Origin of the sequence: Vibrio kasasachensis (assembly GCF_050337565.1) — a bacterium.
In the GTDB taxonomy this organism is placed as follows: Bacteria; Pseudomonadota; Gammaproteobacteria; order Enterobacterales; family Vibrionaceae; genus Vibrio; species Vibrio kasasachensis.
Genome location: NZ_JAKJTB010000024.1, coordinates 21,326 through 48,134 on the forward strand (window position 1 = coordinate 21,326; position 26,809 = coordinate 48,134).

Sequence of the window (26,809 nt, forward strand, 5' to 3'; positions counted from 1 at the left end):
TATCCATGGGTCTTGCTATCGCAAGGCTCTCTATCTAAATAGCCTAGATATTTAATACGTGATCTGGAAAGCATATCCTTCTAATCATTGGATTTATTTGAAACGTGAGTCCTGTTAACATACTGAAAATACTTGAATCGTATTGGGTCAAGTGATCGCAACAATTTATAGACTAATTCGATGATGTCCAAATGCTAACCAACTAACATGCCTATTAATATGACTGTAATCTACCGCTCAATTGAACAACATGAATTTGCCATGATGGCACAGCTGGAGCAGTACTGCTTTGGTTCTCATGCTCTTCCTGATTTCTTTTTCCGCCAAGCATATGATTGTTGGCCGAAAGGGTGCTTTGCTGGTTTTAAAGACCATAAGATGCAAGCTTTCTTGATCCTCGCCCAAAGTGAAACACCTGATATAGGTTGGATTCTTTCCGTGGCGGTTTCACCGGAAGTGCAAGGTCAAGGTATCGGACGCAACTTGCTTTCTTACCTACTTAAGCAGCAGACTTACGGACGTGTTCGACTTACCGTTGATCCTGATAATCAAGCTGCGCTAGGCTTATATCAATCATTAGGGTTTATTAAAATTGCCGAAGATGCTGATTATTTTGGACCAGGTCAGGCGCGCTGGATGATGGAATATAGTTAGCTATGATGAGGTAACCTATGTGGTCTCTACTTGAGTTTGCTTGAGCCAAAAAGTTATACCCGTCATACTTGAAGTCGTAGCTGTGTTGGCTGTGTTCGTACGACCCAATCATATAGTTCACCTATACTCAGGGAACGTTCTTACTTGCCGCCTACCTGCATCTTGAAGTGTCTATTTGAGTAAAATAGACCGAACTTCACCGTCGATCACACTTGATAAACTTAACTCAGCGGCAATAATTTTAGTGTGACCTTTAGGCGGGGAGGATTTATTAGATATGGCATGTCTTCAAAGTTAACATTGTTCATGCTTCATAAAATATACAGCTAAACGTGCTCCTACTCAAATATCAACTAATGGAACTGACTAAAATCAAAACAAAATGATTTGAAACAAGGAACAAGAAGGTGAGGGTGTGTTGCTATGATTACTGAGGATAGATTTTGAAAGTATCACCACTTAGTCGCCATTGATGGTATTAAATCAAGTTAATTAATATAGCGCACTGAATTTATTTGATTTAATTTCATTCTGGAGTTTGGTGTATGTTCCAATTCATGACCTCCACGCGCATAATCTTTGGTGAAGGTGCGCTTCAATCCTCTCTCTCCGTAATTAACCAGTTTGGCTACAGTGTGTTGTTGGTGTCGGGTAAAAACATTCAACGTGCTTCGCCGATTCTCCAATACATCAAGATGCAAGGTATGCGTTATCAACACGTCGCAATTTCCGGTGAACCCAATATTACCATGGTGGAAGAAACGGCGTTAAATGGTCGCAAATTTAAACCTGATATGGTCATCGCGATAGGAGGTGGTAGTGTTATCGACATGGGTAAAGCGCTTGCCGCGATTATTCCAAACCAAGGTGATGTTTACGATTATGTTGAAATTGTCGGTCGTAACGTTCCGTTAAAGACGAAGCCTATCCCTTTTATAGCCATTCCAACCACGGCAAGTACTGGTTCTGAAGTGACACGAAATGCGGTTTTGCGCTCTGGACAAGATAAAGTCAAAGTGAGTTTGCGCAGCCCAGATATGCTGGCAGATGTTGCGATTGTCGATCCGACATTAACCTATGCTACCGATGCTTATACCTCAGGGCGTGGCGCCATGGACGCCTTCACTCATTTAATGGAAGCTTACGTGTGCGGTGAGCCCAATCCAATCACCGATATGATTTGTGAAGAAGGGTTACGCCGATTGAGTCGTTCGGTACTTGCAGGTTGCTTAGAAGATGACTTGAGCGCACGCGGTGACTTGTCTTTTGCTGCAATGCTTGGCGGAATGGCGATAACCAATGCCAAGCTTGGGGCTGCCCATGGTTTAGCATCGGCTTTAGGTGGGAAACTGGCAGCGCCTCATAGCGTGATTACAGCTAGATTAGCGCCCTATGTAATGCTAGAAAACATTCGAGCTGCCAAAATAGCGGGCAGGGCAGATGTCCTTGGAAGATATAGAAAAATGGCACATTTGTTGACGGGACGAACCAATGCTTCTCTTGATGATGCAGTGTTATGGGTCAATATGATGCTTAGTCAGCTTAAATTGCCGGACTTAAGTGAATTTGGGGTATGTAAAACATCGTTTGAGAAAGTGGCTGATGACGCACTCAAATCGGTGGCGATTAAGGGAAATCCATTACCATTGACCAAAGAGAGGTTGATGTTTATTTTGCAGCAGGTATGCCAGTGTGACGGTAGTTGCGAGAAAGAGCCAACTTTTGATAAGCAAACTCAAGTATCACTGGTGTCGCAATCAGACCAAAGTGGGCTTTCAGCCTTTCACCAAACATGATAACCACTAAGCGTAAGAAAGAGGCCGCATGGCCTCTTTTTAAAAGTGTGACAGTTTATCGTAGCGTGAATCTTTCAGCGCGTCTTTTACTCGTCTGAGGTTTTCACGGAAACCAGTACCGCGACGTAGCGTAAAGCCAGTAGCTAATACATCGATAACAGTCATTTGTACAACGCGACTTGCCATAGGCATGTATACGTCGGTATCTTCTGGCACATCAAGTGATATGGTCAAAGAACTGGCTTTATCTAGTGGCGAATCTTTAGCTGTAATTGCGATTACTGTCGCGCCGTTTTCACGTGCTAAGTGAGCAATTTCGACCTGACTCTTAGTTCGACCAGTATGAGAAATCAGTACGATAACATCATTGTCTGAGCTGTTAATACAACTCATACGCTGCATCACGATATCTTCAAAACAGGTAATTGGAATATTAAAGCGAATAAATTTGTTTTGTGCATCTTTTGCTACAGCAGAAGACGCGCCCAAACCAAAGAACGAAATACGTTTTGCTTGGGTAAGCAAATCTACAGCACGGTTTACTTGCATTGGATCTAAGCTGTTTTTAGCTACATCCAAACACGCCATGGTTGATTCAAAAATCTTATGGCTGTATGCATCAGGACCATCATCTTCTTCGACATTACGATTGACGTAAGGTGTTCCGTTAGCAAGGCTCTGCGCAAGGTGCAGTTTAAAATCTGGGAAACCTTTGGTGTCCAAGCGACGACAAAAACGGTTTACAGTAGGCTCACTTACATCAGCCATCTTGGCTAATGTAGCAATGCTAGAATGAATAGCAGTTTGTGGCGACGCCATGATCACTTCCGCGACCTTACGTTCGGACTTACTGAAATTTTCTAGGTTTTTCTGGATTTTTTCTAATGTATTCATAGTGTTCACAAGGGTATAGAGAACAACTTGCTCAACGAGCGTCTTGTCGTCTCAATCGTTACAATTAAGTGTTTTACGAACAAGAAACGCTCGATAGCGCCGTTGGACCAGTATAAACCTAACCTTAAGTATTACAGTAATTTTTATACAGACCAATTGGCTAGAATATGACAGGCATCAAACAAAATTTTGTGAAAACTACAAAATTTATATCTATTATCACGTGTTCTGTCGTGAATATAACTGCTATTGATAACAAATTACATTAAAAAAGAAAGAAAATTTCAGTTTGCCAATATTTTGTCTGCAACTTGATCAATTTTTGTTAATAGACTTTGAGCACCCGTCTGTGCGATTTCGCGCTGTTCTTCCAATACGCTCTGTAAAATTTCGCAGCTTGATAATGGATTAGCGAGCACCACTCGGAAAACAATGGTATTCAGACCATTCACCTGTTCAGGATTGAGTCGTGTCCGTGAAACAAATGAACGACCATTTTCACGCTGGCGTTTTTGCACAAACTTAGTGAGGTCATTGAGTAGTTTGTTCATTTCAGCAAGTTGATCTTGTGAGGCCACTGCATTAGCTTTACGCACTTTTGCTGGCACATAACGATAAGTGAGTAGGCATAGTTCAGGCTCTGAAACTAACTCAAAATCAATCTGCTGTTTGATTAAATCGGCGAAGTAAGCCGCTTTCTTAATACTTTGATCAATCAGCAACTCATAGCCTGGTCGACTGATAATATGCATTGCGGCATACACCAACATTGCCATACCTGAGCGAGAACCTTCTAATGTATGGCTGCCGAGGTCTTTTGAACCTTTGCGTAAAATGTATTGAGCGTGGTGCTCTATTGATTTCATCGCAGCAGGGTCTTTAAATAGCACCATGCCAGCACCCATAGGGATATACAGCTGCTTGTGTGCATCAATAGTTACAGAGTCAGCCAATTCGATGCCATTGAGTAAATGACGGTGATTGTTTGACATTAAGGTCGCACCACCCCATGCCGCATCGACGTGAAAATGGCAGTTCTCTTGCTGACAAATAGCCGCTATATCAGCAAGTGGGTCAATGTTGCCTGTCTCAGTCGTTCCGGCAACACCGATCACAGCAAAAGGTTTAATACTTTTTGCTTTTAGTTCTTGAATCTTGCTCTTAAGGCTTTCAGGGCAAATACGGTTATTGCTGTCTGTTTCAACTGCGACTAAGCCGTCTTGACCTAAACCTAATACGTCTGCTGCTTTCTTCAGTGAGTAGTGACCACGTTCAGAAACAAGAATTGCCATACCTTCGTAGCCATAATGCTTCATGGCTCTGAATAGCCCTTCTTTCTCAACACCACGGAAGCCGTTTTGTGGGCGAAGGGCGTTATTGCGCGCTACCCAAAGAGCGGTAATATTCGCAATTGTGCCGCCTGAACAAAATGCACCTAGAGAGTGGTTGGCGCTATGCATCCACTGGCTATAGAAGTTGTCATCTTGAGTATAAATAAGGCGGTGTAGCATGCCGAGCACTTGGCGCTCAAGTGGCGTAAATGCTTTAGATGTCTCGATTTTCACCAAATTTTGGTTGAGCGCGATCATGATCTTAGAAAGCGGCATCAAAAAATAAGGGAGTGCTGAGGTCATATGTCCAATAAAGCTTGGTGCAGAAGTATGCACTGAGTGTGCAACTAGCGTTTCAAGCAAATGCTGGGTGTGGTCGGAAACAAACTCTGGTTGCTCAGGTATAACAGGCGAAGAGAAGTCTTTTTCAATTTCTCTTAGAGGTTTTTCTTCCGCGACGATATGCTCACGCAAAAACTTATTTAAGTTGCGCGACAATTCAGCTTCGATTTGAGTTAGTGTTGAGTCTGGGCCTTCTGGGACGGTAAAGATTCGGAGTAAACTCTCGAAACTAGCGTCGGCCGTTTTTTGTTCCGATACCATGCAATGACATTGCTCTTATCATATTTTGTTGCAGACGAAGAATCTAAACGAAAAACAAAAAAATGTCCCGTCTTAATTGAAGAAACTTAGATTGTAAGTTCCGCTGTTGATTAAAATGTAGGTAAATTGATGGTTAATTAACCTAAGCGGTGTTCTCCGGGGTAATTAACCATAATTATACTAAGGACAAGTCATTGATTCGACTTTGGCAATTGATGTGTTGTAACGTTTTAATGCACTGTCAATTTTAGTTGGATGGCTTAACAGATCAGCAAACGCTGAGCGAAGCTCGTAGTTTTGAGGATGAGGTTGATCTTGGCGATCTGCAAAGGTTTTTTCTGCAGCATTGCCCAAAGAATCGCTGCGTGACGCGAGAGTTTTTATATCTTTTTGTTCTAATTGCAACCATGCTTCAACGGGCTTTTCGCTCGCCACTTTTGACGAATCATTCTCAAGGTAGAACTTAACGGCTTCTGCATTAAGATTAAAATGGTTGCGTCGACCATCCAAATACCACTGACTGACTTCCTTGAGATCAGGATACTGCTCTGCTGTTAGTTGCGCTAAATCTTCATACCAGTGCATTGATGCTTCTACATAAGCATCGTATTTATTCGATAGGCAAGAGTTGTCAGCAGCAAAGGCCGCTGTAGAAGTCGCGCTTAGCAGCAGTGCTAGTAACGTACGTTTCATGGTAACTTCCTAGTTGTTATTAATTGTGGGCGTAGTTTAAGAGAATTTTAAATGTATTCCCACGATCTAGCCCGCAAGTGAGACAAAGAACAGCATCAGTACTGGTACTAATAGGCTAAGTATGAAGCCGCTAACGATTGCAACGGGCACGCAACGCACGCCACCAGTGGTTTGAATCACAGGGAGGGTGAAGTCCATTGCAGTTGCACCTGCGTAACCAATTGCTGTGCATGGACGAGTGCGAATAATCAGAGGTATTAGCACCAACGCTACGAGTTCGCGCAGTAGCTCTAGCATAAATGAAGCGCCGCCATATATTGGTCCAAACGCATCACCCATCAAAATACCAGCTAAAGAGTACCAACCAAACCCTGACGCCATGGCAAATCCGCGGTAGATATCGATATCGAGTATCATCGCTGCGATTGCGCCGCCAACTAAAGAACTCACTATAATCAGTGCGGCGATGCACATACCTTGTTTGTTGATTAGGATTTGCTTTAGGGTTAAACCGCTATTACGCAGTTGAATACCAATGAAAAATAGCAAAAGGAAAAGTATCCATTCGCTGGCCGTATCGACCCAAGAAAGATCAAATGGCAACATTAAGCCAATCACTAGACCACCGCCCACCACTAAAATGAGTTTCAATGATTCCATTGCCATGGAAGATAGTGGAAGGTGAGTGTTTTTCGCGTCAACCTCAAGCGGGAGAAATTTATCCACTATTGGTAATACTGCGATATTGCATGCACCTAAGCACACGAAGAAAGTCGCGGTATAAGACAAAATGGTTTGAAGGTTGTCACCGAGATTATCCAGTGCCGCGAGACTTAATCCCATTAGCGCCAGAATGACATAAATGAGATGGGTCGTGGTGGCATTGATTCTATCGAGTAAACGTTGATTTGAAACAGCAATAAAATACCCCACTACAAGCGGGGCAAAAATAAATAACATCCCTGAAAACATACAACTTCCTGACGGACTAAAGCCCGCTTGCTCTGATTAATTCTTGTATTTTGTTGCGAAATTCACTATCGCTCAAATTGGTCAAGTTGTACAGAATATCTGCACCGGTAACATCGACTTCAACCGTGTGGTCGTCAATATTCTCGTCGTTTCTGCGAAACATTAAGATATGGTGAGCGATACGAGCTACATCGAGGTATGAGACATCAAAATCGGTATTATGCTGATTTTGATTCATCGCGACGTCAATAAAGTCGGCGTCAAAACCCCACTTAGTTAACACCAAGCGACTAGCCGCAGGACAAAGAGCGCTAAAAATTCGCAATGCTAGTTCGCTATCTAAATAGTTACCATTTTCTAAATAGAGGTAGTATTCGTTTACGATGCAAAATAAGCCAATATCGGCGAGCAAGCCAGTTAGTAGTGCCTTATCGGAAACCAAATGTAGGTAATCATCAGACTCTGTCTTTCTAAACTCTTTTGTCACCATAACCATGGTTGCAGCCAACTCTTTTGAAGTGGTCGCGCTTTGACGCAAAATTTGATTGCACTCTTTCGAGAGGTTGACAGAATTTTTTAATTGTTCAATTGCTTGCGCTGTGACGATGTCACGCACACGGACAATGCCCAAACGAGAAACAGCAGTAATCACCTCAGTACATTGAATGTTGCGACGATTGAAAATCACTGAGTTTGCAATGCGAATCACTGCGGCAGTAAGCCCTGGATCCTCAACGAGGCAATCGGCGACATCCATTGCTGTTGTAGAATCTTGAGTACATAATTGCTGTATTTTGGTGACAACTTCCGGAATGGGAGGAAGGGTAATTTTACCTGAGTCGATAGAGCTCTCTATAAAAGAGGCGAATTCAGTTTCAATTCCTTTCTCGATTAATGCGCGGTTTTCTGGCAGCCAGTAAAAAGATAGATGAGTCATAGCATTTTTATTATGGTTCTTATTTGTCAGAAGTGTACCGTTTATACGAGTAATCAAGCAATCAAAGAATGTTACTCAGTGATATTTCAGTTAATAATTTTAATTCACTCCAAAAGATGATTTTCTGCCGAGCTGAAAATGATGCATTTTGTTGAATGTGATACCGGTCCCATAAAAGTGTCATTTGATAACGATTGATGTGAAGTTTGACCAGACTTAATTTGTTTCGTTAACTATCATTTCCCAATACAAATTAAACACTAAATAAACGCCGAAATTCAATACTATACAAATATATCGGCAAAGATTTTTTTTCGCTTTTTAAATGCTGCAAGTCTGGTGATCACCAATAATCGGGGAAGATTAGAAGGATCAATGGATATGACAGAGCAATCGTTCGTTCAATATGTAAGTCAGTATGGAAACTTCCAAAAACGTTCAATGTTTGGAGGTACAGGTTTATTCAAAGATGATGCAATGTTCGCTTTAATTAATGGCGATCGTGTATTTATTCGAGGTGGAGATAGCTTAGATGAAGAGCTTTGCACTCTAGGGTGTGAAAAATACCGCCATGTTAAAAAGCAAACCACAGCGACTGTAAATTACTATGATATTAGTGATATTTTTACGTCTCGAGATGACAAGTTAGACTATCTTGTCAAACAGTCGATCGATTATTCTGTGTCACAACGTAAATTTAAGCGTTCGTCTGCAAATCGTCGTTTAAGAGATTTGCCAAATATGCAGTTAACGCTAGAACGTATGGTGAAAAAAGCAGGTATCGATGATGTGGATGAGTTTGTTGATCTAGGAGCGGCACAAGTCTTCTCTCGTGTTAAGCAAACTTATGGCAGTGATGTTGATGTTAAACTGCTATGGAAATTTGCCGGAGCAATTGAAGGCGTGCATTGGAAATTGATACAAGAGCCGCGCAAGCGCCAGTTGCTGGCAAACTGTCAGTAACGCAATCGTGTTAGTCGATTAAAAAATTTTGAAAACACCGAGTAAGTTGCTCGGTGTTTTTTTGTTTCCCTTGCTGTAAAGTAGCCTAAGTTTTAAGAGATGATCGAGCTATGTCTGACGAACGCTACACAGCATCACTCCCTTCTTTAATACATCGGATTGGGCGAGAGCAAGCTAATTTTATTCGTGCAATTGCAACTGAACATGGTTGTCAAATTCAGCGTGTCCGACGATCTAGAAATTGGCAAGCACAAGGGAGCTATAATAATTTACAAGCACTGCTGAAGCATCTTCAAGCGCATGATTCGTTAACAAACCAGTTTGTGATTGGTAAATTAGTTGCGTTACTCGCGCAAATTGAACCTCCCGTAACAATAGAACAGCAACTTGCTCAATTGCTACAAAGTAATCCCAATATCACGCTTAGTGAATTAATGGATATTACCCAGTGTGATATTTCTCAAGCAAGGTTGGCACGCTTTAAAAACGAGACATTGTAACCTTTCCATTTATCCCTAGTTATCAAGCCTTATATTCATTTTAAATATTCCAACATTCTAGCCGCGCCCGTTTTTTAATCACGTATTGTTTTCCCATTCACGGTTTTTTTCAGCAGGTTCATAGATTATAGACTTTTCATTGCCTAGAGGAGTTCTCGATGTACCAACAACTCACGGAAGAAAAGCGCTTACAAATTTGGGCGATGAGAAAAGAGGGTAAAAACCAATCGGAGATAGCTAAGCTACTCAATATCCATCGCTCTACGGTTAGCAGAGAGCTTAATCGTAACTCAGGTCCTTATGGGTATGAACCTCAACTAGCCCAACAAATGGCCGCGTATCGAAAGAAATTTCATCAGCAAATTATTGAACAGCAATATGAAGAGTTGTTTAGAGAGCTTATTCGGCTCGGATTGAGCAAAGATAACTGTAAAAAATTTGTTCAAAATCACCATCCAGAACTCTCTGTAGAACAGTTAGATCAGCTAATTAATTCGTGCCAGCGAGAAAAATAACGTTAATTAGGTTTAAAACGTGAAGTTGATCACGTGTTGCACTTGCTCATAAAGTGGCGATTACGATTGGATTACCTCTGTTGCACTTGCTCAAGCCTATCAAATTTCCTCTTACTGCAACCGAGAATCAATGTTGCACTTGCTCAAGAATAGTCAATTTTTACGCTTGTTGCACTTGCCCAGTTAATCGTTAGTTGTTTGTTTAACTTGTTGTTTTCATTGCGCTTTTTAAGTTTGTTTCAACGTGATTTATATCACGTAAAATATTCATGATTCTTCTTATATTCATTTCATCGAACAAAGAACACACGATCTAAGGAGTATGAAATGAGGAAATTTAGTCATATTGGTATCCCGACACAACATGTTCATCAAGGCGAGGTTTTTAATCAAGATATCGGACTTTACGCTACAGACTTCAATCACAGTGAACACAATATTGAGTGGCTGAGGTTCTTAGAAGAAAGCCCTATGCCGGAAGCACTGAAAACGACCGCGCACGTTGCTTATGAGGTCGACAATCTTGAAGAGGCGATGCAAGGAAAAACGATTCTATTGGAGCCATTTAATGCTAACGAATCATTGAAGATAGCCTTCATTATGGAAGATGAAGCACCTGTTGAGCTAATGCAATACCTCTAAATATAAGATGAATGCAGGACTCGTTATGTATTGGCTGCGGTAGAAAGCGCATAACCACCGCCTGTGATTTAAAGGATTCTCAATCAATCACGATTACAGAGAGTAATATTATGAAAAAGTTTATCAATAACGCTGAAAACATCACGATAGAACTTCTCCAAGGCTATGCAATGACTTTCCCTCAAAAGGTGAAAATCGTCTCCGACAAAATTGTTGCTCGTTTTGCACCTAAAGATCCCAATAAAGTCGCGATTGTAACCTTAGGTGGGGCGGGTCATGAGCCTGCGTTAAGTGGCTATGTTGGCGAAGGCATGTTGGACTATTCCGTTGTCGGGGATATCTTTGCTGCTCCTGGTGCGCCTAAAGTTTTTGAAGCGTTGAAACTGGCTGACTGCCCAGCAGGGGTTTTGCTTATTGTGCTTAACCACGAAGGTGATGTCATGGCTGCAAACATGGCAATGGAAATGGCGGCACGCGAAGGTATTAACGTTAAAATGTTGCTGACTCATGACGATATCAGTGCGGGTCTTCAAGCTGATATCAAAGATCGCCGAGGCTTAGCTGGTTGTGTTCCTATTTATAAAATTGCTGGTGCGGCTGCGGAAGATGGTTTGAGTTTAGATGAAGTCTATCGTATCAGTGACAAGTTCAATCAAACCATTGCAACCCTAGCGGTTGCTATGAGTAATGCAACCCATCCACAATCGGGCATGGCAATCGGTGATCTGGCTAATGATGAAATGGAAATTGGCATGGGTCAACACGGCGAGGGTGGTGGTGGACGAATGAAAATTCAATCAGCTGACGATACAGCGCACATTATGATTGAGCAGCTCTGCAAGGCAATCGACGTGCATGCGGGTGACGATGTGATGCTAATGGTGAATGGCTCAGGTGCTACCACGCTGATGGAAATGTTTATTGTTGCAAGGGCTTGCCACTTAACCCTGCAAGATAAACAAGTCACAGTTGCGCGTTCAAAAGTGGAAGAAATTCTAACTGTTCAAGAAATGGCAGGTTTCCAAATGTGCTTAGCCAAATTTGATAGTGAAGCGCTAACCTACTGGGATAAACCCTGCAACGCTCCTTATTGGACCCAGCAATAACCAAACGCCCTTAACGTAGCAGCTAACAGTTAAAGCTGACGTTAAGGGAAATCTATCCGTCAAAGGCACCTTTTTTATATGTGGTATCAGCAATGAAGCCACGTAGGGCATTGCTTTGCCTAAAGTAGGGAGAACACCATGACTGTATTAAATCAGCACCTTTTATTTAGCATGCTTCAAACGGCAACAAAGAACCTATTGGAGCAAGTTCCAATGCTTAATGAATTAGATAGTAAAACCGGAGATGGCGATCATGGTTCTACTATGTTGCGAGTATGCCATTGCATCGATAAATCAGTAAGTCGCGAAGAAAAACAATGGGATAAGCAGGTTGATGCGCTTGGATGGAGCATCATGGAGCAAGATGGCGGTTCAGCAAGCATGTTGATTGGCAACCTGTTCTTGGGATTAAGTGAAGGGTTAACCAGTGAAGAGCTTAACCCGATAGAAACTGCCATAGCTTTCCAATTTGGCGTAGAGCGTGTCATGCGATTAAGTGGTGCCCATCAAGGTGATAAAACCATGTTAGACGCGTTAATTCCAGTGGCTGAAACCATGCAATCTGATGCAAAAAATGGGGCGACTCTTGAAGAGCTGTTTGAACATGCAGCCATCGCAGCAAGATTGGGAGCGGAATCGACCAAGGCGATGATTCCAAAACGTGGTCGGGCAAAAAATATGGGCGAAAAGGCAATTGGCTTTATTGACCCCGGAGCAACCAGCATGGCGATTCTATTTGAATCGTTTAATCAAGCCGTCCACCAAGTTCATTAAGGAGCATCATTATGGCTGATAAAGATGGAAATCAAATAGCAAAAGACTACGGATTGGATCAACCCGCGACTGGTCAATCATTCTATGTCAAAGGCATGGATCATGTTGATTGGGGAATGAAAGATCGCCTTAGCCGAATCTTTCGTCCAGAGAGTGGTAAAACGGTAATGCTCGCGTTTGATCATGGCTACATCATGGGAGCGACGGCGGGATTAGAACGGCTCGATCTCGCGATTGAACCTCTTGCACCTTATGCAGATGCATTAATGGCAACGCGTGGGGCGCTAAGAACCTGCATTCAACCAATACACAATAAACCAGTCATTCTGCGCGCAAGTGCTGGAAGCACAGTACTTAATGACGACATGAGCAATGAAGTGGTTGGCGTGGATATCGATGATGCGGTTCGCATCAATGCCTCATGCTTAGCCATTCAAGTATTTATTGGCGCTAATGGTGAATGTTCGAGCTTGCATAACTTAGTTAAAACGATTGATGCAGGTGCTCGGCTTGGTATCCCTACATTGGGTGTGACTGCCGTTGGTAAAGAGATGGAACGAACTAACCGTTATTTCATGCTTGCGTCACGCGTACTTGCTGAGTTGGGGGCACACATCGTTAAAACCTATTACTGCGAGGATTTTGAAAAAGTCGTCGCAGCATGTCCAGTGCCAATTGTGGTCGCTGGTGGTAAAAAAATTCCTGAGTTTGATGCATTGACCCTAACCTACAACGCAATTCAAGCAGGCGCAGCGGGTGTTGATATGGGGCGCAATGTATTCCAATCTGAAAGCCCGATCGGCATGCTTAAAGCAATCAATGCAGTGGTGCACTCAGGTTTAACACCGAAACAAGCTTTTGACTTATTCGAAACTGAAAAAAACACACTACTTTAAGGAAGATAACATGAAATTTTCGCAATTTATTGTCATTCCAATCATGGTCGCGTTTTTAGCTTTTACGATTCAAATTGTTGATCAAGTTGTGGCTCCACTTATGCCTATAGAGGGCAATGTTGGGTTTGGCTGGATAGCATTTATTGCCTGGGCGATGTACTTCATGGCAGGCTGCAATGTTGAAGGAGGTAAAAAGACCTTTTTTGGCTATATCTCGGGCATTATTGCCTCAATAGCCATCATGGAGTTCGGCGGAGTCTTTAATGCACTCGGATTTTTTGCGGTGCCAACGGCGATCTTTGTGGTGGTGGTGCCATGTATCTGTTTAGAACGGCTACCACCGTTTGATTTTGTGCCCGCGCTATTTGTAGGAGCCGGAACCTTCTTTGGCTTTATGTCTTACGTAGGTGGAGCGACTTATCTAACTGCCAGTATCACAGAGTTAATCTATTGCCTTATCGGCTTAGGTTATGGTTGGGTAACGATTAATCTGCGCAGCCGCTATGAGTACTATGTAGAGCACGGCTCTGATCACGGAGCGCATGTCAGTCATTAATTTAAGAAGCGAAAGTGTAGTAGACCCCAGTATTAATTGAGATGCTGGGTTCTACATTTTTGGCTCATCTAAAAGACAAAATGTGCAATTATCGATACAAAACTAACAGCGATTAGATGAAATTTCTGGACCTAGAAAAAAAAGCTTTACCTGAAGTTAACTTGAGGTTTTATAGTTGATGCATCCAAACAGGGAATATCAACTAAAGGATTAAACTTATGAAAACCTATTTTGAGCACGCCAACATCTCAGTCGTTAACCCACAAAACACCATCAAGCTTATTCTAGCGGCACTGCCAGATTGGCAAGTGCGTGGTAAAGGTGAATATGAAAATGGTCGGGGTGAACAAATCCAATGGTTTCATGTCGGGGATGAGACATTTTACCTCGCTATTGACTCACAGGGTAAAGGGCATATGCCATACTGGACAGAGCGTTTCACTGGGCTCAACCATTTAGGCTTTGCGGTAGAGAATCTAGGCGAGACAGTAGAGCGTTTGCAGCAAGCAGGATTCGAGCTCGATCATTGGGGGGCTGAACACCCGCATCGAAAAAATGTTTACTATATGGATGAACACGGCATTCAAGTTGAGTTTGTCGAATATTTCTCGCAGGTCGCTGAAGAACGTAATGATTACGAGTTGTAGTTTAAATATTGCCCTCCAAAATGGAGGGCAATATTTATCGTGGTTAGGATACGCTCGGAAGTAAATATAAACGCTAGTGACTATAGAGTGTCGGGCGTTATCGTCATGCTAACTTTCGAGTTTAAGCTTGGTATTTTCTATCGTATAGAAGTAGCTTTCATGTTTATCTAAGACGAGATGTTTAAACGTCATTGTGTCTTTACTAGCCACAAATAGCTCTGAACTGTCGATAACAGTTCGCTTAGAGTCCATGTCAATTCGATGTCTCGATAAAGTGTATTGCTGACCGACAAGTAAATCTTGGACTCGAATCCCCAAATTAACTTTATCTTCAGTTTCGCCTAACACTAAAAGCCGAACTGGGTGGGAATTCGGCTTGTTTTTGTCATGTAAATTGATGCCATCTACGGCAATGCCAAAATAGAAATTAGAAGAGTTTTTGAGGTTATAAGGCTTGGAAGACGACAGGAAGAGTGATTCTTCAACGACAACCTCACCATGGTTTCGATTATTACTGTTGTAAAAAATATTCCATTTATCGTAACCAGTTAGAACTACAAAATGGTCTAAATACCAATTCGGATTTCCGGAAGGGTTTCTTTTTACACCAGAGAATACGGGTATACGGTTTGCAAGGTTATGTTTAACCCAACGAATGTAATCACCAACGTCCTGTCCTCTCTCGTTTATATAAAAAGAGTAGTCAAAACCGAGCAGTTTCATTACCGATTCAATTTCATCTGAATAAAGGTCCAAATGCTTTGGTTTGCCGAGTTGGTTTATGGTTTTTTGGGAGTGGTAGTAGCCATAGTGTAAGGCGATCATTTGAATGGATACCTCACCACACCAACCAACTCGTTCAACACCGGCTGTATAGGTATCCCAGTTCAAATTTGGGATGTTCAATTTAATACTGTCGTCATTGATTGTATAAGTTGACTCTTCTAGAGACCGCTGGCTGTTATAAAAAATTTGCTCAGGTTTAACATGCTTGCAAGAAGCAATGAATGTTACGGAAATTATAATAATAATTCTTAGGACGAAAGTCATTGAAATACCTTAGCTTATCTACACGACTTTACCCAAGTCACGTCAAGATGCTTAGGTATACATTTGTATTTAAGAGTCTGTTGTAACACCCATTATACGGTAACAAGCTTTGAGCATGAGTTTAAGTGACCATCTTTCGACTCGCATAACAACTCTCTCTGACTACAAATCAGAAATTTGCTTAAGTGTCATTTATTACAGTTTGGATCGTAACTGTTTAGATATCGGAGTGAGGGTGGAATACGTCGCGTAGCCCAAATTTTTGAATGTTTGAGTTAGGCAAGAGAACGCCCTCATTGAGGGCGTTTACTGGAGTAGTTTAGTCAAGGTTAGCGTTATAACTTGAACGACTCGATTCGTACTTTAAGGCCGTGAGCCAAGCTACTAATTTGTTGGCATGCCACTGCAGTTTGTGAAGCCCCTTCAGCCATTACCGTTGACGCACTATTTATGTGAACAACGCTACGATTGAGCTCTTCAGATACTGAATTTTGCTCACTACAGGCCGTTGCGATTTGGGTGCTCATCTGTGCGATATTGTCAACGGACTGTTCAATCTCGTTGATCTGATTGCCAGCCTCATTAACTTGTTCAACACATTGAGCGATTCCAGATTGACAATCTTTGCTCGATAGTCCCATTTTGCTCGTATTGGCTTGCAATTGATTTACGATTTCAACGATTTGCGATGTTGAGTCTTGGGTTCGTTGAGCTAGCGAACGTACTTCATCCGCAACGACCGCAAAGCCGCGTCCTTGTTCACCAGCGCGCGCGGCTTCAATCGCGGCATTTAACGCCAATAGATTGGTTTGTTCAGCAATACCTTGAATTACATCAACGACCATATTGATGTTTTTGGAGCTTGATTCGAGCTCTTGAGCGAGTTCTTCTGATTCCTGAATAGTGACAGAAACTCGTTCAATAACTGCAATGGTCTGATGAAGCGTCTGAGTGCCTTGTTTTGCTACTTCGGTTGCTGAGTATGCAGACGTTGCGCCGACTTCGGTATTCTGCGCAACTTCACCAACTGCAGCTTGCATTTCAGTCATGGCTGATGCCATCGAAGTTAGCTCTAATTCTTGGTTCTGCATACCGCTTGCGGTTTGAGAAGAAATAGCACTCACTTCTTCGACGGCCGCAGTAAGTTGAATCGTCGAATCACTGATTTCAGAAACGAGCGAATGAAGGTTAGATTGCATGGTCACCAATTCTTTAAGCAAGGTGCCTAGCTCATCTTTGGTGAGTTCTCGCTCATCAATAGAATTGTTGAGTTGTCCGTGAGCGATTTTTGATGCGAAGTCGAGCGCTCGGTTCACTGGTCGGCAGATCACACGAGACAACAACACAGATGAAAGAATGATCACCACAGCAATCACCACAGCTCCGATGCCGGCACTGTACTGAGCCGACATTGATTCACTTTGTACTTCCTCGCCAATATGACTCACCATTTCATCATTTAACTTCAGCGTATCATCAAGGCTAGTGAGTGCTTTGGAATAAGTAGAAAAGCTCGCCAGTACAACGTCGTTAGCACTATTTATGTTGCCGTTTCTTAAAAGGGTATTATAGGTTCTCGTTTCTTGAATATATTGGTTCCAAGTATCTTTAAATACTTGAAAAGCTTCCTTTTCGTTTCTGTCGAGAGGTAAGGCTTCAAAAGAAGTGATGCCAGTTTGGACATCCGAACGCCACTGGTCGAGGTCTTTCAGCCATTCTCCAATTTTCGGGTGGTTACCATTAGGTAACAATGAAAATTCATCTTTGCGAACTTTCGTAATATCGACTTGAATCCCTTTCAATATTGATACGGATGGTAGACTTTTGTTGGTTAACATTGTGATATTTTGATTGAGCGTAGATAAGCTCAAAACCAACATGATTGATACTGATATACAAACTAAAAAAACAGTTAAATAACTAAGCCATATTTTTTTTACGATGCTTAAATCTCTAATACTCATGTCTCTTCCTGAAATGGATTTACCCAGTAGTCGACACCACGTAGTTAGTGGTGAACAGACCAAAATATAAAACTCAAGTAATAAATGATTTGATTCACACTCTTTTGTCGACTTTTTCGTATTGTCGGCACGCTTTGTTACACTTTATCGATAAAGTTCATTATATGTGAGTGATTTGTATCACAAAAATAATTAATTGTTGAATGTGTTGATATCATTTTTTGCAGATGGCATCGCAATACAAAGATAGAGTGTGATCCATTATGTTTTTTATCAATAGCTTATGTGGATCTGTTCGTTGTTCGTAAATGGATCATTCCGATAAGTAGTCCCCACAACGTAGCACTGACCCCCAAAAAGCTAACGCCTGAAAGAGTAATCAGAAATGTAAATAGCGCAGACTCGCGATAGCCAACCTCTTGAAGTGTATTTGTTAGGCACATGAGTAATGTTCCTAATAACGCAAAGCCCGCTAAAATTTTTGTCACTTCAGGTGGTAGCGCCATAAATAGTGTAACTACGGTTTTGGCGAAAACTCCTGCGATGAGATAGAAAACGCCAGCCCATATTGCAGCGCGATACCTATGTGCACGGTTGGCATCAACTTCTGGTGTCATACAAATAGCAGCAGAAATAGCGGCAAGATTGGCACTAAACCCACCAAATGGAGCAAAGAGAATATTGGTTAATCCTGTGCCAATCAGTATTGGTTTCACTGGCGGACTATATTGATAGCTTTTGATCATCGCAATACCCGGTAAGTTCTGAGAAAGCATAGTCACGAGGTAGAGAGGAATGGATAGATTCAATATTGATGCTATATCAAATCCAGGTTTTATCCATATTGGTTGAGCTATAGAGAACTCAATGGTTCCGAGTTCAGTGTTACTAACGATCAAAGTGCATATAACGCCGATAGTCAGTAGAACAAGCATTGCGTATTTGGCAACAAAACGCTTCGCCAGTAAAAAACCAGCGAACATAGATATAAAGATCACTGGCGTAGTCGTGATCGTTTTAAAACCCTCAAGACAAAAGGGGAGCAATATAGCAGCCAGCATAGCTGTTGCTAGTTGTGATGGAATACGCTCTAACGCTCGACTTAATGGGGTGATTAGTCCGGTTAGAAGTATCAACCCCCCTGACACAACAAAGGCACCAATAATGACGTTTAAGTTATAATCGTGCGCAGAAATAGCGAGCATTGCTGCTCCCGGTGTGGACCAAGCAGTTAAGATCGGCATTTTGTAGAACCAAGAATAGGCGATGGATGTTAGCCCCATAGCAACGCCCAATACCAGCAGCCAACTTTCAATTTGTGCGGGTGTTGCGCCCGCAGTCGTTGCTGCTTGAATAATGATAACCACCGAACTTGTGTAACCGACTAATACCGCGGTAAATCCAGCAGAAAAATGACTTAGATTGAATTGCCTTTTTATCATTTTCTTTTCCTGATGCTGTGATAAAATTCCTTTGTGCGCTAAAGCGCACACCAACCAAAGTATCATCGTGCGTTATAGCGCACAAGAGGCATTGCATTGTGAATGATTCAGTTTTTAAATCTGAAATAGCTAACCATTTGAAATATGAAAGGAAAAAGAAAGGGTTGAGTTTAGATGCTACATCCAAACTTACGGGCGTTTCCAAAGCCATGCTGGGACAAATCGAAAGAGAAGAGTCTAGCCCAACGATTTCTACGTTATGGAAGATCTCGAGTGGGTTGGAGACTTCTTTCTCAGCCTTCTTTGCTAATTCTCCTGAGCTACTTTCAAGCCAGCAAACATTTCCTGAAGATGGCTCAATGAAAGTGAATACTGTATTCCCTTATAAGGCGGATAGCGGTATGGAAATGTTTGAGATTACACTGACCGAGCATCATCGACAGATGTCGTCGGCACATGGGGTAGGGGTAATTGAACATGTACTGGTGTTAAGTGGGCAGTTGAATGTATATTTTGACAATCAATGGCACCCGTTATATGCCGGAGAACGGCTCCGTTTCTTGAGTGATCAACCACATGGGTATGAGGCGATTAGCGAAACCGCGATATTCCAAAATATTGTTTGCTACCCAAGGTAATGTAGTTGATTTGGAGTGTGAAGCCTTAGATGTAACCGTTACTTAACTAGAGTCGGACAGCCGAGTGCTTTGCTATCTAGTGGCTAAAGAAAAATGCCCCCAGTAAGTACTAGAGGCATTTGGATCTAACTGTCAACACTAATGTAATCTGCATCAATGGAATACTTCGCTACTAAATCGAAAGCACTTGCTTTGACCCATTAGCTGTTTAAATGACTCTCTATCGAGCTTAATTAAGGTTTCATGATCACCCGCTTCAAGATAGACTGAATCAAGGTTGGTTAAGGTTTCATCACACAAGGTCGACATATGATAAGGGCTGCCAATCGGTGGAACAGCACCACTATCGCAATCGTCGAACAACTCATACACTTGCCTCTCTTTCACAAGATGAAAGCTCGCACAGAGCTCGTCATTGACTCGAGAAAGACTGATCTTATTGTTCGAAGGAAGAACCGCCATCACATGATGTCCTTCATGATCTTCAAGTACAACGCCTTTCGCTAAGCTCATGAGCGGGATGCCCGCTACAGAGCCGCTGTGCAATGAGCTCCGGCTATGTATATGTTGAACCGTCTGAAAATGAATATCGTGTTCTTTTAAATATTGATTAAATCGAGCCGCAATAGTCATACGCAACTCCTTATATCTAACACCCAGTTTAAGTATAGAAACAGTGAGCCATTCAGACCAATTTAGCCGTGCATAATATCGCCAAATAGCGAGTTTTAATGTGCATTTTGATTGGCGACAGTTTTTGCTGTGTGATGATCCTCGCAAGGGAAGGCTAGTCTAGCTCTTGTGCTAGCGTTTCCAACCCAGAAATTACACTATCAGCAGCACTCTCCATTTGTTCTAGGTACTGATATGCTTGTTCTGCATTACCATTGATTAGAGTCTCTACTGCTTTTAAGCCAAAGGTATGCACATCTGCGTGAGGTTGTTCTAAACGCTTAAAGCTGTTGAATTCAGAAAACAAATCACGCCCACGTCCTCTGTAATACCATTTACCCAACCTACAATCATGGTGACCAACAATTAATTCTGCGTTTGGTTTATCACTATTAAAATTCCTATATACATCTATTTTCCAAGCGACATGGTCAAGAGCTACCAGCCTCAGAAATATATGGTTATAGCTTCGTTTTACAATGGCGTATAACTTATTGGAGTTATTAACCAAGATAGTGATAATATCAACGAGCTCTTCAATTTGCGCACCTAAAATATCGAATTCTTCATTGATTTTCGACATGTCTCTATGGCAAGAAGAGGTGTTGTCGCTAATTTCAGAAACAACATCTTTTATTTGTTGTGCTGACTGACCAGCAGTTTGAGCAAGGGATCTGACTTCATCAGCAACAACAGCAAAACCTCTACCATGTTCACCCGCACGAGCGGCTTCAATAGCGGCATTCAGAGCAAGTAAATTGGTTTGTTCCGATACGGCATCAATCGTGACAACAAACTTAGCGATATCTTCAGCGTTTAACTTTAGAGTATCTACCTGCATACCGATTTTTATCGTATTATCTTTTGTATTTAATAGGCTTTCTTGAAAACTTGCCAGTAATGCTAGCCCATCTCGAGTCTCTTCATCATACGAAGACAAAAAGCGTTCTGTCTGAGCTGCCGACTCAGCTAGATTGCTGCGGATTTCTTGCAATGGGGCGGTTGTATTGATAATGCGGGAGATCATCGCTTGGCTTGAGTCATACTCTCCCTTTAGCTGACAGCATTCCTTTTCTAACATGATGATTTTTTGTGACAAGTCTTCTTGAATGCTTATGCTGGTACGTAATTCATTTTTTGATGAAGATAATTCACTTGTTAGCGAGTTTATTTTGTTTACAGAAATTAGTTTATACATGGATAATGTTCTTAAATGCGAATCGAGAGCATTAATCTAGATGAATATATGCCGCGCATAGTACGCATTTTACTCTACAAAAAAAAGGGCAATAAATAAAAGTAACAAATTATTTCTGATATTTAGTGATTTTTAATTAAATATAGTAAACAAAGAGGTGTAATTTGTAATGGTATGATATTCTAATAAATCCCTTATAGAATTCGCAATGTTCACCGCTCATTTTTTGTGCATTATGGTGAGTCTTGTAGCAGTTGTGTTGGTCACAATTTGAATTGAGCTAGTTACTTTAGGATGAGATTTGTAGTAGCCGATTATGCTTAATAAGATTGCGCTGGCTAAAAGAAAACCTCAGCGAGAAAGTTCTGACTGAGGCTTTTGTTAGATCAAAGGTTCAAGCGATATTAACGGTTTCAATGCTGAATTAGTGCACGTGTTCATATAGCTCTGCGTCGATTTCTTCTCCGTTGTTTGGGCGTGGAACGATTTCAAACGATGCTTCTGCTTCGGTTAATGAAGAGAGCAATTTATTAATTGATGAACTATCACCTTTCACTCCCGCTTGTTTACTATCAAGCAACGCCGTTAGAGTTGTTTTGTGCAGAATAACGTCTGATACATCTGCTTTGTTGATGATTAAAGTACTCTGGGCATCTTGCAGTTCATCGACTTGAATATTGTTCAGGTTGCCGTTAGACATCTCAACATAGTAAACCTCATTGACGTCAGGCAACTGGATGTTCATGGTAAACGGTGTGTTCTGAGCTTTAAGTGAATCAACTTTCACCGCTAAGTAATCAAGTAAATTCTCGATGGTCATATTCGCCAATACATCCGGTGATGCAGTCTTCGGAGCTCCAGGCTGAGTACCGATACGCAATTCTTGAGCTCCTGTTAAGTAGATATTTCTCCAGCCAGCGCCTTCAGATTGATAGCCTAATTGCTCATAAGTATCCGCCAGCAGACCTCGTGCTTTCTTGTTGTTTGGCTCTGCTTGCATAACCTTGTTCAATGCTGTGGCAACAAAGCGATATTCACCTTGTTTGAAGTCCTGTTGCGCTTTTTTAATTACTGCGTCACTGCCACCCATATATTCAACAAACTTAACCGACTCTGGTTCCACTGGTAGAGGGTTTAAGTTTGCAGGGTTCATATCAAAGTAACCAAGGTACATATTGTAGACACCACGTGCGTTGTGTGAGTACGTACCATGGTAGCCGTTGGTGTGCCAAGATTGCTGAATGCTGTCTGGCATCACTTTGTAGATCTCATCACCGATGTCTTGCAATACCACACCATTGTTGGCTAAGCGTAGCGTTTGGTTGTGGGTAAAACCGTAAGCGTCACGCTGCATTTTTAGATAGCTTTCAATTTCTTTTTCACCCCAAATTGGCGCTGAGTGCGAGGCAAATAAGACTTCGCTATCGGCACCCCATGTGACTAGCATTTCATTAATTTTCTTCGACCACTTTAAAGCATCACGCACTTTGGCACCGCGTAGAGTATAAATGTTATGCATGCCTTGGTAGGTAAGTTCGCCCGTCCAGAGTGCTTTCATGCTTGGTATATAGGTCACCATTTCAGATGCCGCTTCTGTGCCTGATGCGTCCATAAATTGCATCTCTAAACCATCAATGACTAGTGTTTCAATCTCTTGTTCATGGTTGAGTTCATAATCAGGTAATACATAGGTAATAGTGCCAGTCGAGAGTCCCTTGGCGAGGGCGGCATCGACAATACCGTGTTCGTGTCGATTTAGAGTTGCGCCATATTGATAAGCGCCGCGACGTGACATGGCATTGCCCGCGAGTACGTTCTCATCCACAATTTCTTTGGTAATGTGCTTTGAGCCGTAGACGGTGACTTCAGGGTAAGCTTCTTTAATTGCTCTTGCTCCACCAAAGTGATCGGCGTGAGAGTGTGAGTAGATCATTGCAACAATAGGTAGGTCACCACCTTCAGGAACATTGCTTTGGAAAAACTTCAGTGATTTCTCCGCAGCTTCTTTGGTTAGTAAAACATCGTAAGCAATCCAGCCATTGTCACTACGAATGAATGAAATTGAAGCTAAGTCGACACCTCGTACTTGATAAACCTTTCCCGGAATCACTTCATACAAACCTTCGGCCGCTTGGTTAAGTACCGCCTGTCGCCATAGTGAAGGGTTGACTGAATCGGGCGCTTGATCGGCGTTAGCCACATTTGAGTCTATGAAGTCGAAGCTGTTACGAATGATATTGCCGGTTTCTTCATCAAAGCTCGCAATGAGACCGCGGTTGTTGTTTTCAAAAGCGCGAGTGTCTGAAAAATTTAACGTCCTAGCGAACTCATTATTGACTTTGATCGTCATATCAGTCGCATCTTTACCGCCTTGCTGACCAATATCATTAAAATGTGAGTGGTCATGATTGGCAGCTACGGCAGGGAAAGCCAGTGAGATTGCGATAAGTAACGATGCATTTTTAAATCTAGGTGAAGTTGTCATAAGTGCCTCTTCAATCAGTGTTCGTTGCGATGAGGAGAGTATATGACCAAGACACATAACAAAAAATAAAGTAAAGTTTATTTGATACATCACATTTGGCTATGTTTTGATGATTGCTTTCTAAGGGATTGAGGAAGGGAAAGATGAGTGAAACTGAAAAGTTAGATTTAAACTTATTAAGTGTTTTTCTAGAGGTATTTCGCCACAAATCAATCACGCTTGCTTCTGAGTCTTTAGGCATGACTCAACCGGGAGTGAGTGGGGCACTTAAGCGCTTGCAACTGCAAATTGGAACCGACTTGTTTACCCGAGAAGGGCGAGGAATTGCGCCAACCAACGCCGCGATTCAACTGGCAATGCAACTAGAGCCAGCTTTACAAGGTATCACCAGTGCGGTAAGTACACTTAAGCAGTTTGATAATCAGCAACATCACCAGTTTCGCATTTTAGTTAATGAATCGGCATTGATTAAAATTCAACCCATTGCAGAAGCAGACCAAACTTTGGGTAATATATCTATTGAGTTCAATATGGTGCCAAACAATGAGGAAGACTTATTGCATAGTTTGAGTATGCAAAAAGCTGACTTAGCGATTGATATCCACTACCCACAAGTGAATGGCTATAAGACTCAACACGTTCAGAACGATGAGTTGGTATTAATAGCTAGAAAGGAGCACCCAAGGATCAGAGATTCAATTGATGAAGCGCAGTATTATGACGAAAAACACGTTACGTTTAGAATGCGTCGCTCAAATCAATACACGGCAGACTATTTTACTACGCTACCGTTGAAAGAGAGAAAAATCAGCGCTGAATGCGACTCGTTAATAACCATGTGTGCTTTGATTTCCTCTTCAGATTGTATCGGCAGTACCTCGCGATATATCGCCAACCGATTCGCAGAGCACTTTCAGCTGCAAGTGCTACCTATCCCATTTGAAACCGTGCCAGTACAGCAATATATGATTTGGCATAAGCGTACCGATAATCACCCATCACACCAATGGCTGAGAGACAAAATTTTGCAGTATGTGGAAATAGGTAAGACGTAAACAATAGATACTGAGACAACGCGTTTTAGATCTAATCCCATCGAGCTCAAAAATTGATTATATTTTTTTCATGAAGTTTTGAAATCTCAAATGCTGGTGCGTGCTATTTGATGACGCATTTCTATTAACTGATGCGCACCAACAATTTCAACTTCTCGAATAAACTCAAAGCCAAATTTTTCATAGTAATTTTGTAGATACCCATGTGCATGAATTTTAATTGAGCTTACGCCGGCGTTTTTGGCATATTCCATCAATGATTTAACCATCTTAGACGCTATGCCCATACCTCGGTAAGGCTCAATAACAGCGACTCTAGCTAGAACTGAAGAATTATCGTCTTTTATCGTTAGTCGAGCCGTGGCAACCGCTTTGCCCTGTTCGATGACAAGAGCATGAGTCGATGTTTCATCGAATCCATCAATTTCTAACTCCTCCGGGATTTTCTGCTCAATCATAAACACTTGATAGCGAATAGCTTGCGCTTTTTCTATAAGTTCAGAGCTATTGCCGATAGTTGTTTCCATTTTACTTATCCTCAATGGGAAGAACGTATTTATATACGCAGAAATGAGTTTTTCTGAACTTATCATGTAGCTTTTATTATTTGTATACAACTTAAAATCAGGTAGTTAGCGTTGGAATTGAGAGGTTAGGATGCAAAAGTAAATAAAGAGGATGATGCGCTATTTTCGTTTTCTCGTTGGGTGGTAATTACCTAAATTTCAAGGAGGTTTTTTTGAATTAGGAGAGAAAGAGAGCAGATTAGTGTGAGTTGAATTAATAAGTGCTTAGAGCCATGTCACTGAAAGCAGCAGCACTCATCGAACGCGTTGCTACAACTTATGATGAGAGAAGGTTTCGGGTTTTTCAACCCCTAGGATTCAATGTCGGCTACGCGACATTTATCATCTGTATGGTTGCACTTTTGACATTTATCTTCTTAACACCTGATGGATATTAAACAAATCACTATTGATTACGGCAACCGTGTACTCGAATGGAGTGCCATCATCAAACGACACAAGCTCTCTTAGCTCAATCATAGCTTGGCCTTCATCAACTTTAAGTAATGCTGACTGCTTTGAATCATTTAGATTAAAGGCAGAAATATCTTGTTCTCTTAGTTGTACTTTTTTTCCTGTGATCTGTTCCATGTGGCTATATTTTGATTCTTCTAGTTTATGGATTTCAGATAAATCGCAGACAGAGGTAGGAATATGAACTTTTTCATATGAAACGGGCATATAGCCAAAGCTTACCAATCGCTCTAAGCAGTAGACTTTGTCGTTTGGATTAATGCGCAGAGCGTGAGCGATTTGAATAGAAGGAACGTCAATAATGTCGATAGATAAAACTCTACGTACGGCACTTTGTCCTGCTTGTTCGGCTTGGTGATCAAATGGAGATATAACACGGAAATCATTTTCGTGTGGTCTGCTGACAAAACCTACATACAGCCCTGAGCCATTGACGCGATAAATGATGCCTTTTTCGACTAAATAACTCGTTGCTTCTCGAACCGTTGCGCGAGTTATACCGAGTGCTTTAGCTATACCTGATTCTGTATCGAGTTTGTCTCCAGAAGGTATTTGATTTTCTGCGATTTTGTTTTCGATAAACTCGACAACAACCTGTCTTTTACCTGTTAGCACTAATGTCATAATGGTTCGATTTAATTATATTTATACGACTAAAATGGGGGGAATTTAAGTGCAAGCCCCAAACTGGCGACTGGCTCTTATAGCGATACCAGCCGTCAGTATATGTGAGCCTTAGCGTTTGAAAAAGGTTTTTACCTCATGGACTAAGTCGAATAATAAGTA

The 26,809-nt window shown here is 41.7% G+C and carries 26 protein-coding genes; 13 read left to right on the top strand and 13 right to left on the bottom strand.

Features of this window, described 5'->3' with window-relative positions:
- Nucleotides 1-219: 219 nt before the first annotated feature.
- Together L4C38_RS18340 and L4C38_RS18345 are read left to right on the top strand one after the other, a co-directional pair.
- Nucleotides 220-654 carry a GNAT family N-acetyltransferase gene (locus tag L4C38_RS18340; protein WP_428798999.1) on the top strand — a complete coding sequence of 145 codons (435 nt, stop codon included), beginning with the start codon at nt 220-222 and terminating at the stop codon, nt 652-654.
- Between the two features lie 545 nt (nt 655-1,199).
- A complete protein-coding gene (locus L4C38_RS18345; protein WP_428799000.1) occupies nt 1,200-2,450 on the top strand; it encodes an iron-containing alcohol dehydrogenase in 1,251 nt (416 codons plus the stop codon).
- Between the two features lie 39 nt (nt 2,451-2,489).
- Here L4C38_RS18345 and L4C38_RS18350 read toward each other — a convergent pair whose 3' ends face one another.
- From L4C38_RS18350 to L4C38_RS18370, 5 genes are all read right to left on the bottom strand, one after another.
- Nucleotides 2,490-3,344: a MurR/RpiR family transcriptional regulator gene (locus tag L4C38_RS18350; protein ID WP_428799001.1), complete on the bottom strand. Its 855-nt coding sequence runs from the start codon at nt 3,342-3,344 to the stop codon at nt 2,490-2,492.
- 284 nt (nt 3,345-3,628) lie between these two features.
- Nucleotides 3,629-5,278 (bottom strand): pyridoxal-dependent aspartate 1-decarboxylase PanP, encoded by a 1,650-nt coding sequence (panP, locus tag L4C38_RS18355; RefSeq protein ID WP_428799002.1) that lies wholly within the window; start codon nt 5,276-5,278, stop codon nt 3,629-3,631.
- A gap of 180 nt (nt 5,279-5,458) precedes the next feature.
- The gene (locus L4C38_RS18360; RefSeq protein ID WP_428799003.1) at nt 5,459-5,971 is read right to left on the bottom strand and encodes a hypothetical protein; all 513 of its coding nucleotides are present in this window, start codon (nt 5,969-5,971) and stop codon (nt 5,459-5,461) included.
- 66 nt (nt 5,972-6,037) lie between these two features.
- A complete protein-coding gene (locus tag L4C38_RS18365; RefSeq protein ID WP_428799004.1) occupies nt 6,038-6,943 on the bottom strand; it encodes a LysO family transporter in 906 nt (301 codons plus the stop codon).
- A 16-nt stretch (nt 6,944-6,959) separates the two neighbouring features.
- Nucleotides 6,960-7,880 carry an HDOD domain-containing protein gene (locus tag L4C38_RS18370; RefSeq protein WP_428799005.1) on the bottom strand — a complete coding sequence of 307 codons (921 nt, stop codon included), beginning with the start codon at nt 7,878-7,880 and terminating at the stop codon, nt 6,960-6,962.
- 375 nt (nt 7,881-8,255) lie between these two features.
- Between L4C38_RS18370 and L4C38_RS18375 the strand changes: the two genes are divergently transcribed.
- The 9 genes from L4C38_RS18375 to L4C38_RS18415 all read left to right on the top strand — a co-directional run bounded on the left by L4C38_RS18375 (nt 8,256) and on the right by L4C38_RS18415 (nt 14,479).
- The gene (locus tag L4C38_RS18375) at nt 8,256-8,843 is read left to right on the top strand and encodes a TfoX/Sxy family DNA transformation protein (RefSeq protein ID WP_428799006.1); all 588 of its coding nucleotides are present in this window, start codon (nt 8,256-8,258) and stop codon (nt 8,841-8,843) included.
- Between the two features lie 110 nt (nt 8,844-8,953).
- Nucleotides 8,954-9,343, top strand: coding sequence for a ribosome recycling factor family protein (locus L4C38_RS18380; protein WP_428799007.1), 390 nt, complete (start codon nt 8,954-8,956; stop codon nt 9,341-9,343).
- A gap of 158 nt (nt 9,344-9,501) precedes the next feature.
- On the top strand, nt 9,502-9,858 hold the full coding sequence (locus L4C38_RS18385; RefSeq protein ID WP_428799008.1) for a helix-turn-helix domain-containing protein: 357 nt from the start codon (nt 9,502-9,504) through the stop codon (nt 9,856-9,858).
- Nucleotides 9,859-10,185: 327 nt separating this feature from the next.
- Nucleotides 10,186-10,500, top strand: a complete 315-nt coding sequence (locus L4C38_RS18390) for a hypothetical protein (RefSeq protein ID WP_428799009.1) — start codon at nt 10,186-10,188, stop codon at nt 10,498-10,500.
- A gap of 110 nt (nt 10,501-10,610) precedes the next feature.
- Nucleotides 10,611-11,606, top strand: a complete 996-nt coding sequence (locus L4C38_RS18395; RefSeq protein WP_428799010.1) for a dihydroxyacetone kinase subunit DhaK — start codon at nt 10,611-10,613, stop codon at nt 11,604-11,606.
- Between the two features lie 138 nt (nt 11,607-11,744).
- On the top strand, nt 11,745-12,380 hold the full coding sequence (locus tag L4C38_RS18400; RefSeq protein WP_428799011.1) for a DAK2 domain-containing protein: 636 nt from the start codon (nt 11,745-11,747) through the stop codon (nt 12,378-12,380).
- An 11-nt stretch (nt 12,381-12,391) separates the two neighbouring features.
- A complete protein-coding gene (gene lsrF / locus L4C38_RS18405) occupies nt 12,392-13,276 on the top strand; it encodes a 3-hydroxy-5-phosphonooxypentane-2,4-dione thiolase (protein ID WP_428799012.1) in 885 nt (294 codons plus the stop codon).
- A gap of 10 nt (nt 13,277-13,286) precedes the next feature.
- Nucleotides 13,287-13,832 carry a DUF1097 domain-containing protein gene (locus tag L4C38_RS18410; protein ID WP_428799013.1) on the top strand — a complete coding sequence of 182 codons (546 nt, stop codon included), beginning with the start codon at nt 13,287-13,289 and terminating at the stop codon, nt 13,830-13,832.
- 218 nt (nt 13,833-14,050) lie between these two features.
- Nucleotides 14,051-14,479: a VOC family protein gene (locus L4C38_RS18415; RefSeq protein WP_428799014.1), complete on the top strand. Its 429-nt coding sequence runs from the start codon at nt 14,051-14,053 to the stop codon at nt 14,477-14,479.
- Nucleotides 14,480-14,587: 108 nt separating this feature from the next.
- Here the strand turns inward: L4C38_RS18415 and L4C38_RS18420 are convergent, their stop codons facing one another.
- The 3 genes from L4C38_RS18420 to L4C38_RS18430 all read right to left on the bottom strand — a co-directional run bounded on the left by L4C38_RS18420 (nt 14,588) and on the right by L4C38_RS18430 (nt 18,935).
- Nucleotides 14,588-15,385: a cysteine peptidase family C39 domain-containing protein gene (locus tag L4C38_RS18420; protein ID WP_428799015.1), complete on the bottom strand. Its 798-nt coding sequence runs from the start codon at nt 15,383-15,385 to the stop codon at nt 14,588-14,590.
- A gap of 479 nt (nt 15,386-15,864) precedes the next feature.
- Nucleotides 15,865-17,493, bottom strand: a complete 1,629-nt coding sequence (locus L4C38_RS18425) for a HAMP domain-containing methyl-accepting chemotaxis protein (RefSeq protein ID WP_428799016.1) — start codon at nt 17,491-17,493, stop codon at nt 15,865-15,867.
- A gap of 281 nt (nt 17,494-17,774) precedes the next feature.
- Nucleotides 17,775-18,935, bottom strand: coding sequence for a benzoate/H(+) symporter BenE family transporter (locus tag L4C38_RS18430; RefSeq protein WP_428799017.1), 1,161 nt, complete (start codon nt 18,933-18,935; stop codon nt 17,775-17,777).
- Between the two features lie 98 nt (nt 18,936-19,033).
- Between L4C38_RS18430 and L4C38_RS18435 the strand changes: the two genes are divergently transcribed.
- Nucleotides 19,034-19,573, top strand: coding sequence for a helix-turn-helix domain-containing protein (locus L4C38_RS18435; protein WP_428799018.1), 540 nt, complete (start codon nt 19,034-19,036; stop codon nt 19,571-19,573).
- Between the two features lie 153 nt (nt 19,574-19,726).
- Here the strand turns inward: L4C38_RS18435 and L4C38_RS18440 are convergent, their stop codons facing one another.
- The 3 genes from L4C38_RS18440 to L4C38_RS18455 form a co-directional block, all read right to left on the bottom strand.
- Nucleotides 19,727-20,206 (bottom strand): aminoacyl-tRNA deacylase, encoded by a 480-nt coding sequence (locus tag L4C38_RS18440; protein ID WP_428799019.1) that lies wholly within the window; start codon nt 20,204-20,206, stop codon nt 19,727-19,729.
- Between the two features lie 154 nt (nt 20,207-20,360).
- Nucleotides 20,361-21,443 (bottom strand): methyl-accepting chemotaxis protein, encoded by a 1,083-nt coding sequence (locus L4C38_RS21310; protein WP_489686415.1) that lies wholly within the window; start codon nt 21,441-21,443, stop codon nt 20,361-20,363.
- 424 nt (nt 21,444-21,867) lie between these two features.
- Complete coding sequence (locus tag L4C38_RS18455; RefSeq protein WP_428799020.1) at nt 21,868-23,928, bottom strand: alkyl/aryl-sulfatase; 2,061 nt, start codon at nt 23,926-23,928, stop codon at nt 21,868-21,870.
- Nucleotides 23,929-24,071: 143 nt separating this feature from the next.
- Here L4C38_RS18455 and L4C38_RS18460 point away from each other — a divergent pair, with 143 nt between their 5' ends.
- Nucleotides 24,072-24,983, top strand: coding sequence for a LysR family transcriptional regulator (locus tag L4C38_RS18460; protein WP_428799021.1), 912 nt, complete (start codon nt 24,072-24,074; stop codon nt 24,981-24,983).
- 86 nt (nt 24,984-25,069) lie between these two features.
- Here L4C38_RS18460 and L4C38_RS18465 read toward each other — a convergent pair whose 3' ends face one another.
- Both L4C38_RS18465 and L4C38_RS18470 read right to left on the bottom strand, forming a co-directional pair.
- The gene (locus L4C38_RS18465) at nt 25,070-25,510 is read right to left on the bottom strand and encodes a GNAT family N-acetyltransferase (protein ID WP_428799022.1); all 441 of its coding nucleotides are present in this window, start codon (nt 25,508-25,510) and stop codon (nt 25,070-25,072) included.
- A gap of 408 nt (nt 25,511-25,918) precedes the next feature.
- Nucleotides 25,919-26,647 (bottom strand): GntR family transcriptional regulator, encoded by a 729-nt coding sequence (locus tag L4C38_RS18470; RefSeq protein WP_428799023.1) that lies wholly within the window; start codon nt 26,645-26,647, stop codon nt 25,919-25,921.
- Nucleotides 26,648-26,809 lie beyond the last annotated feature (162 nt).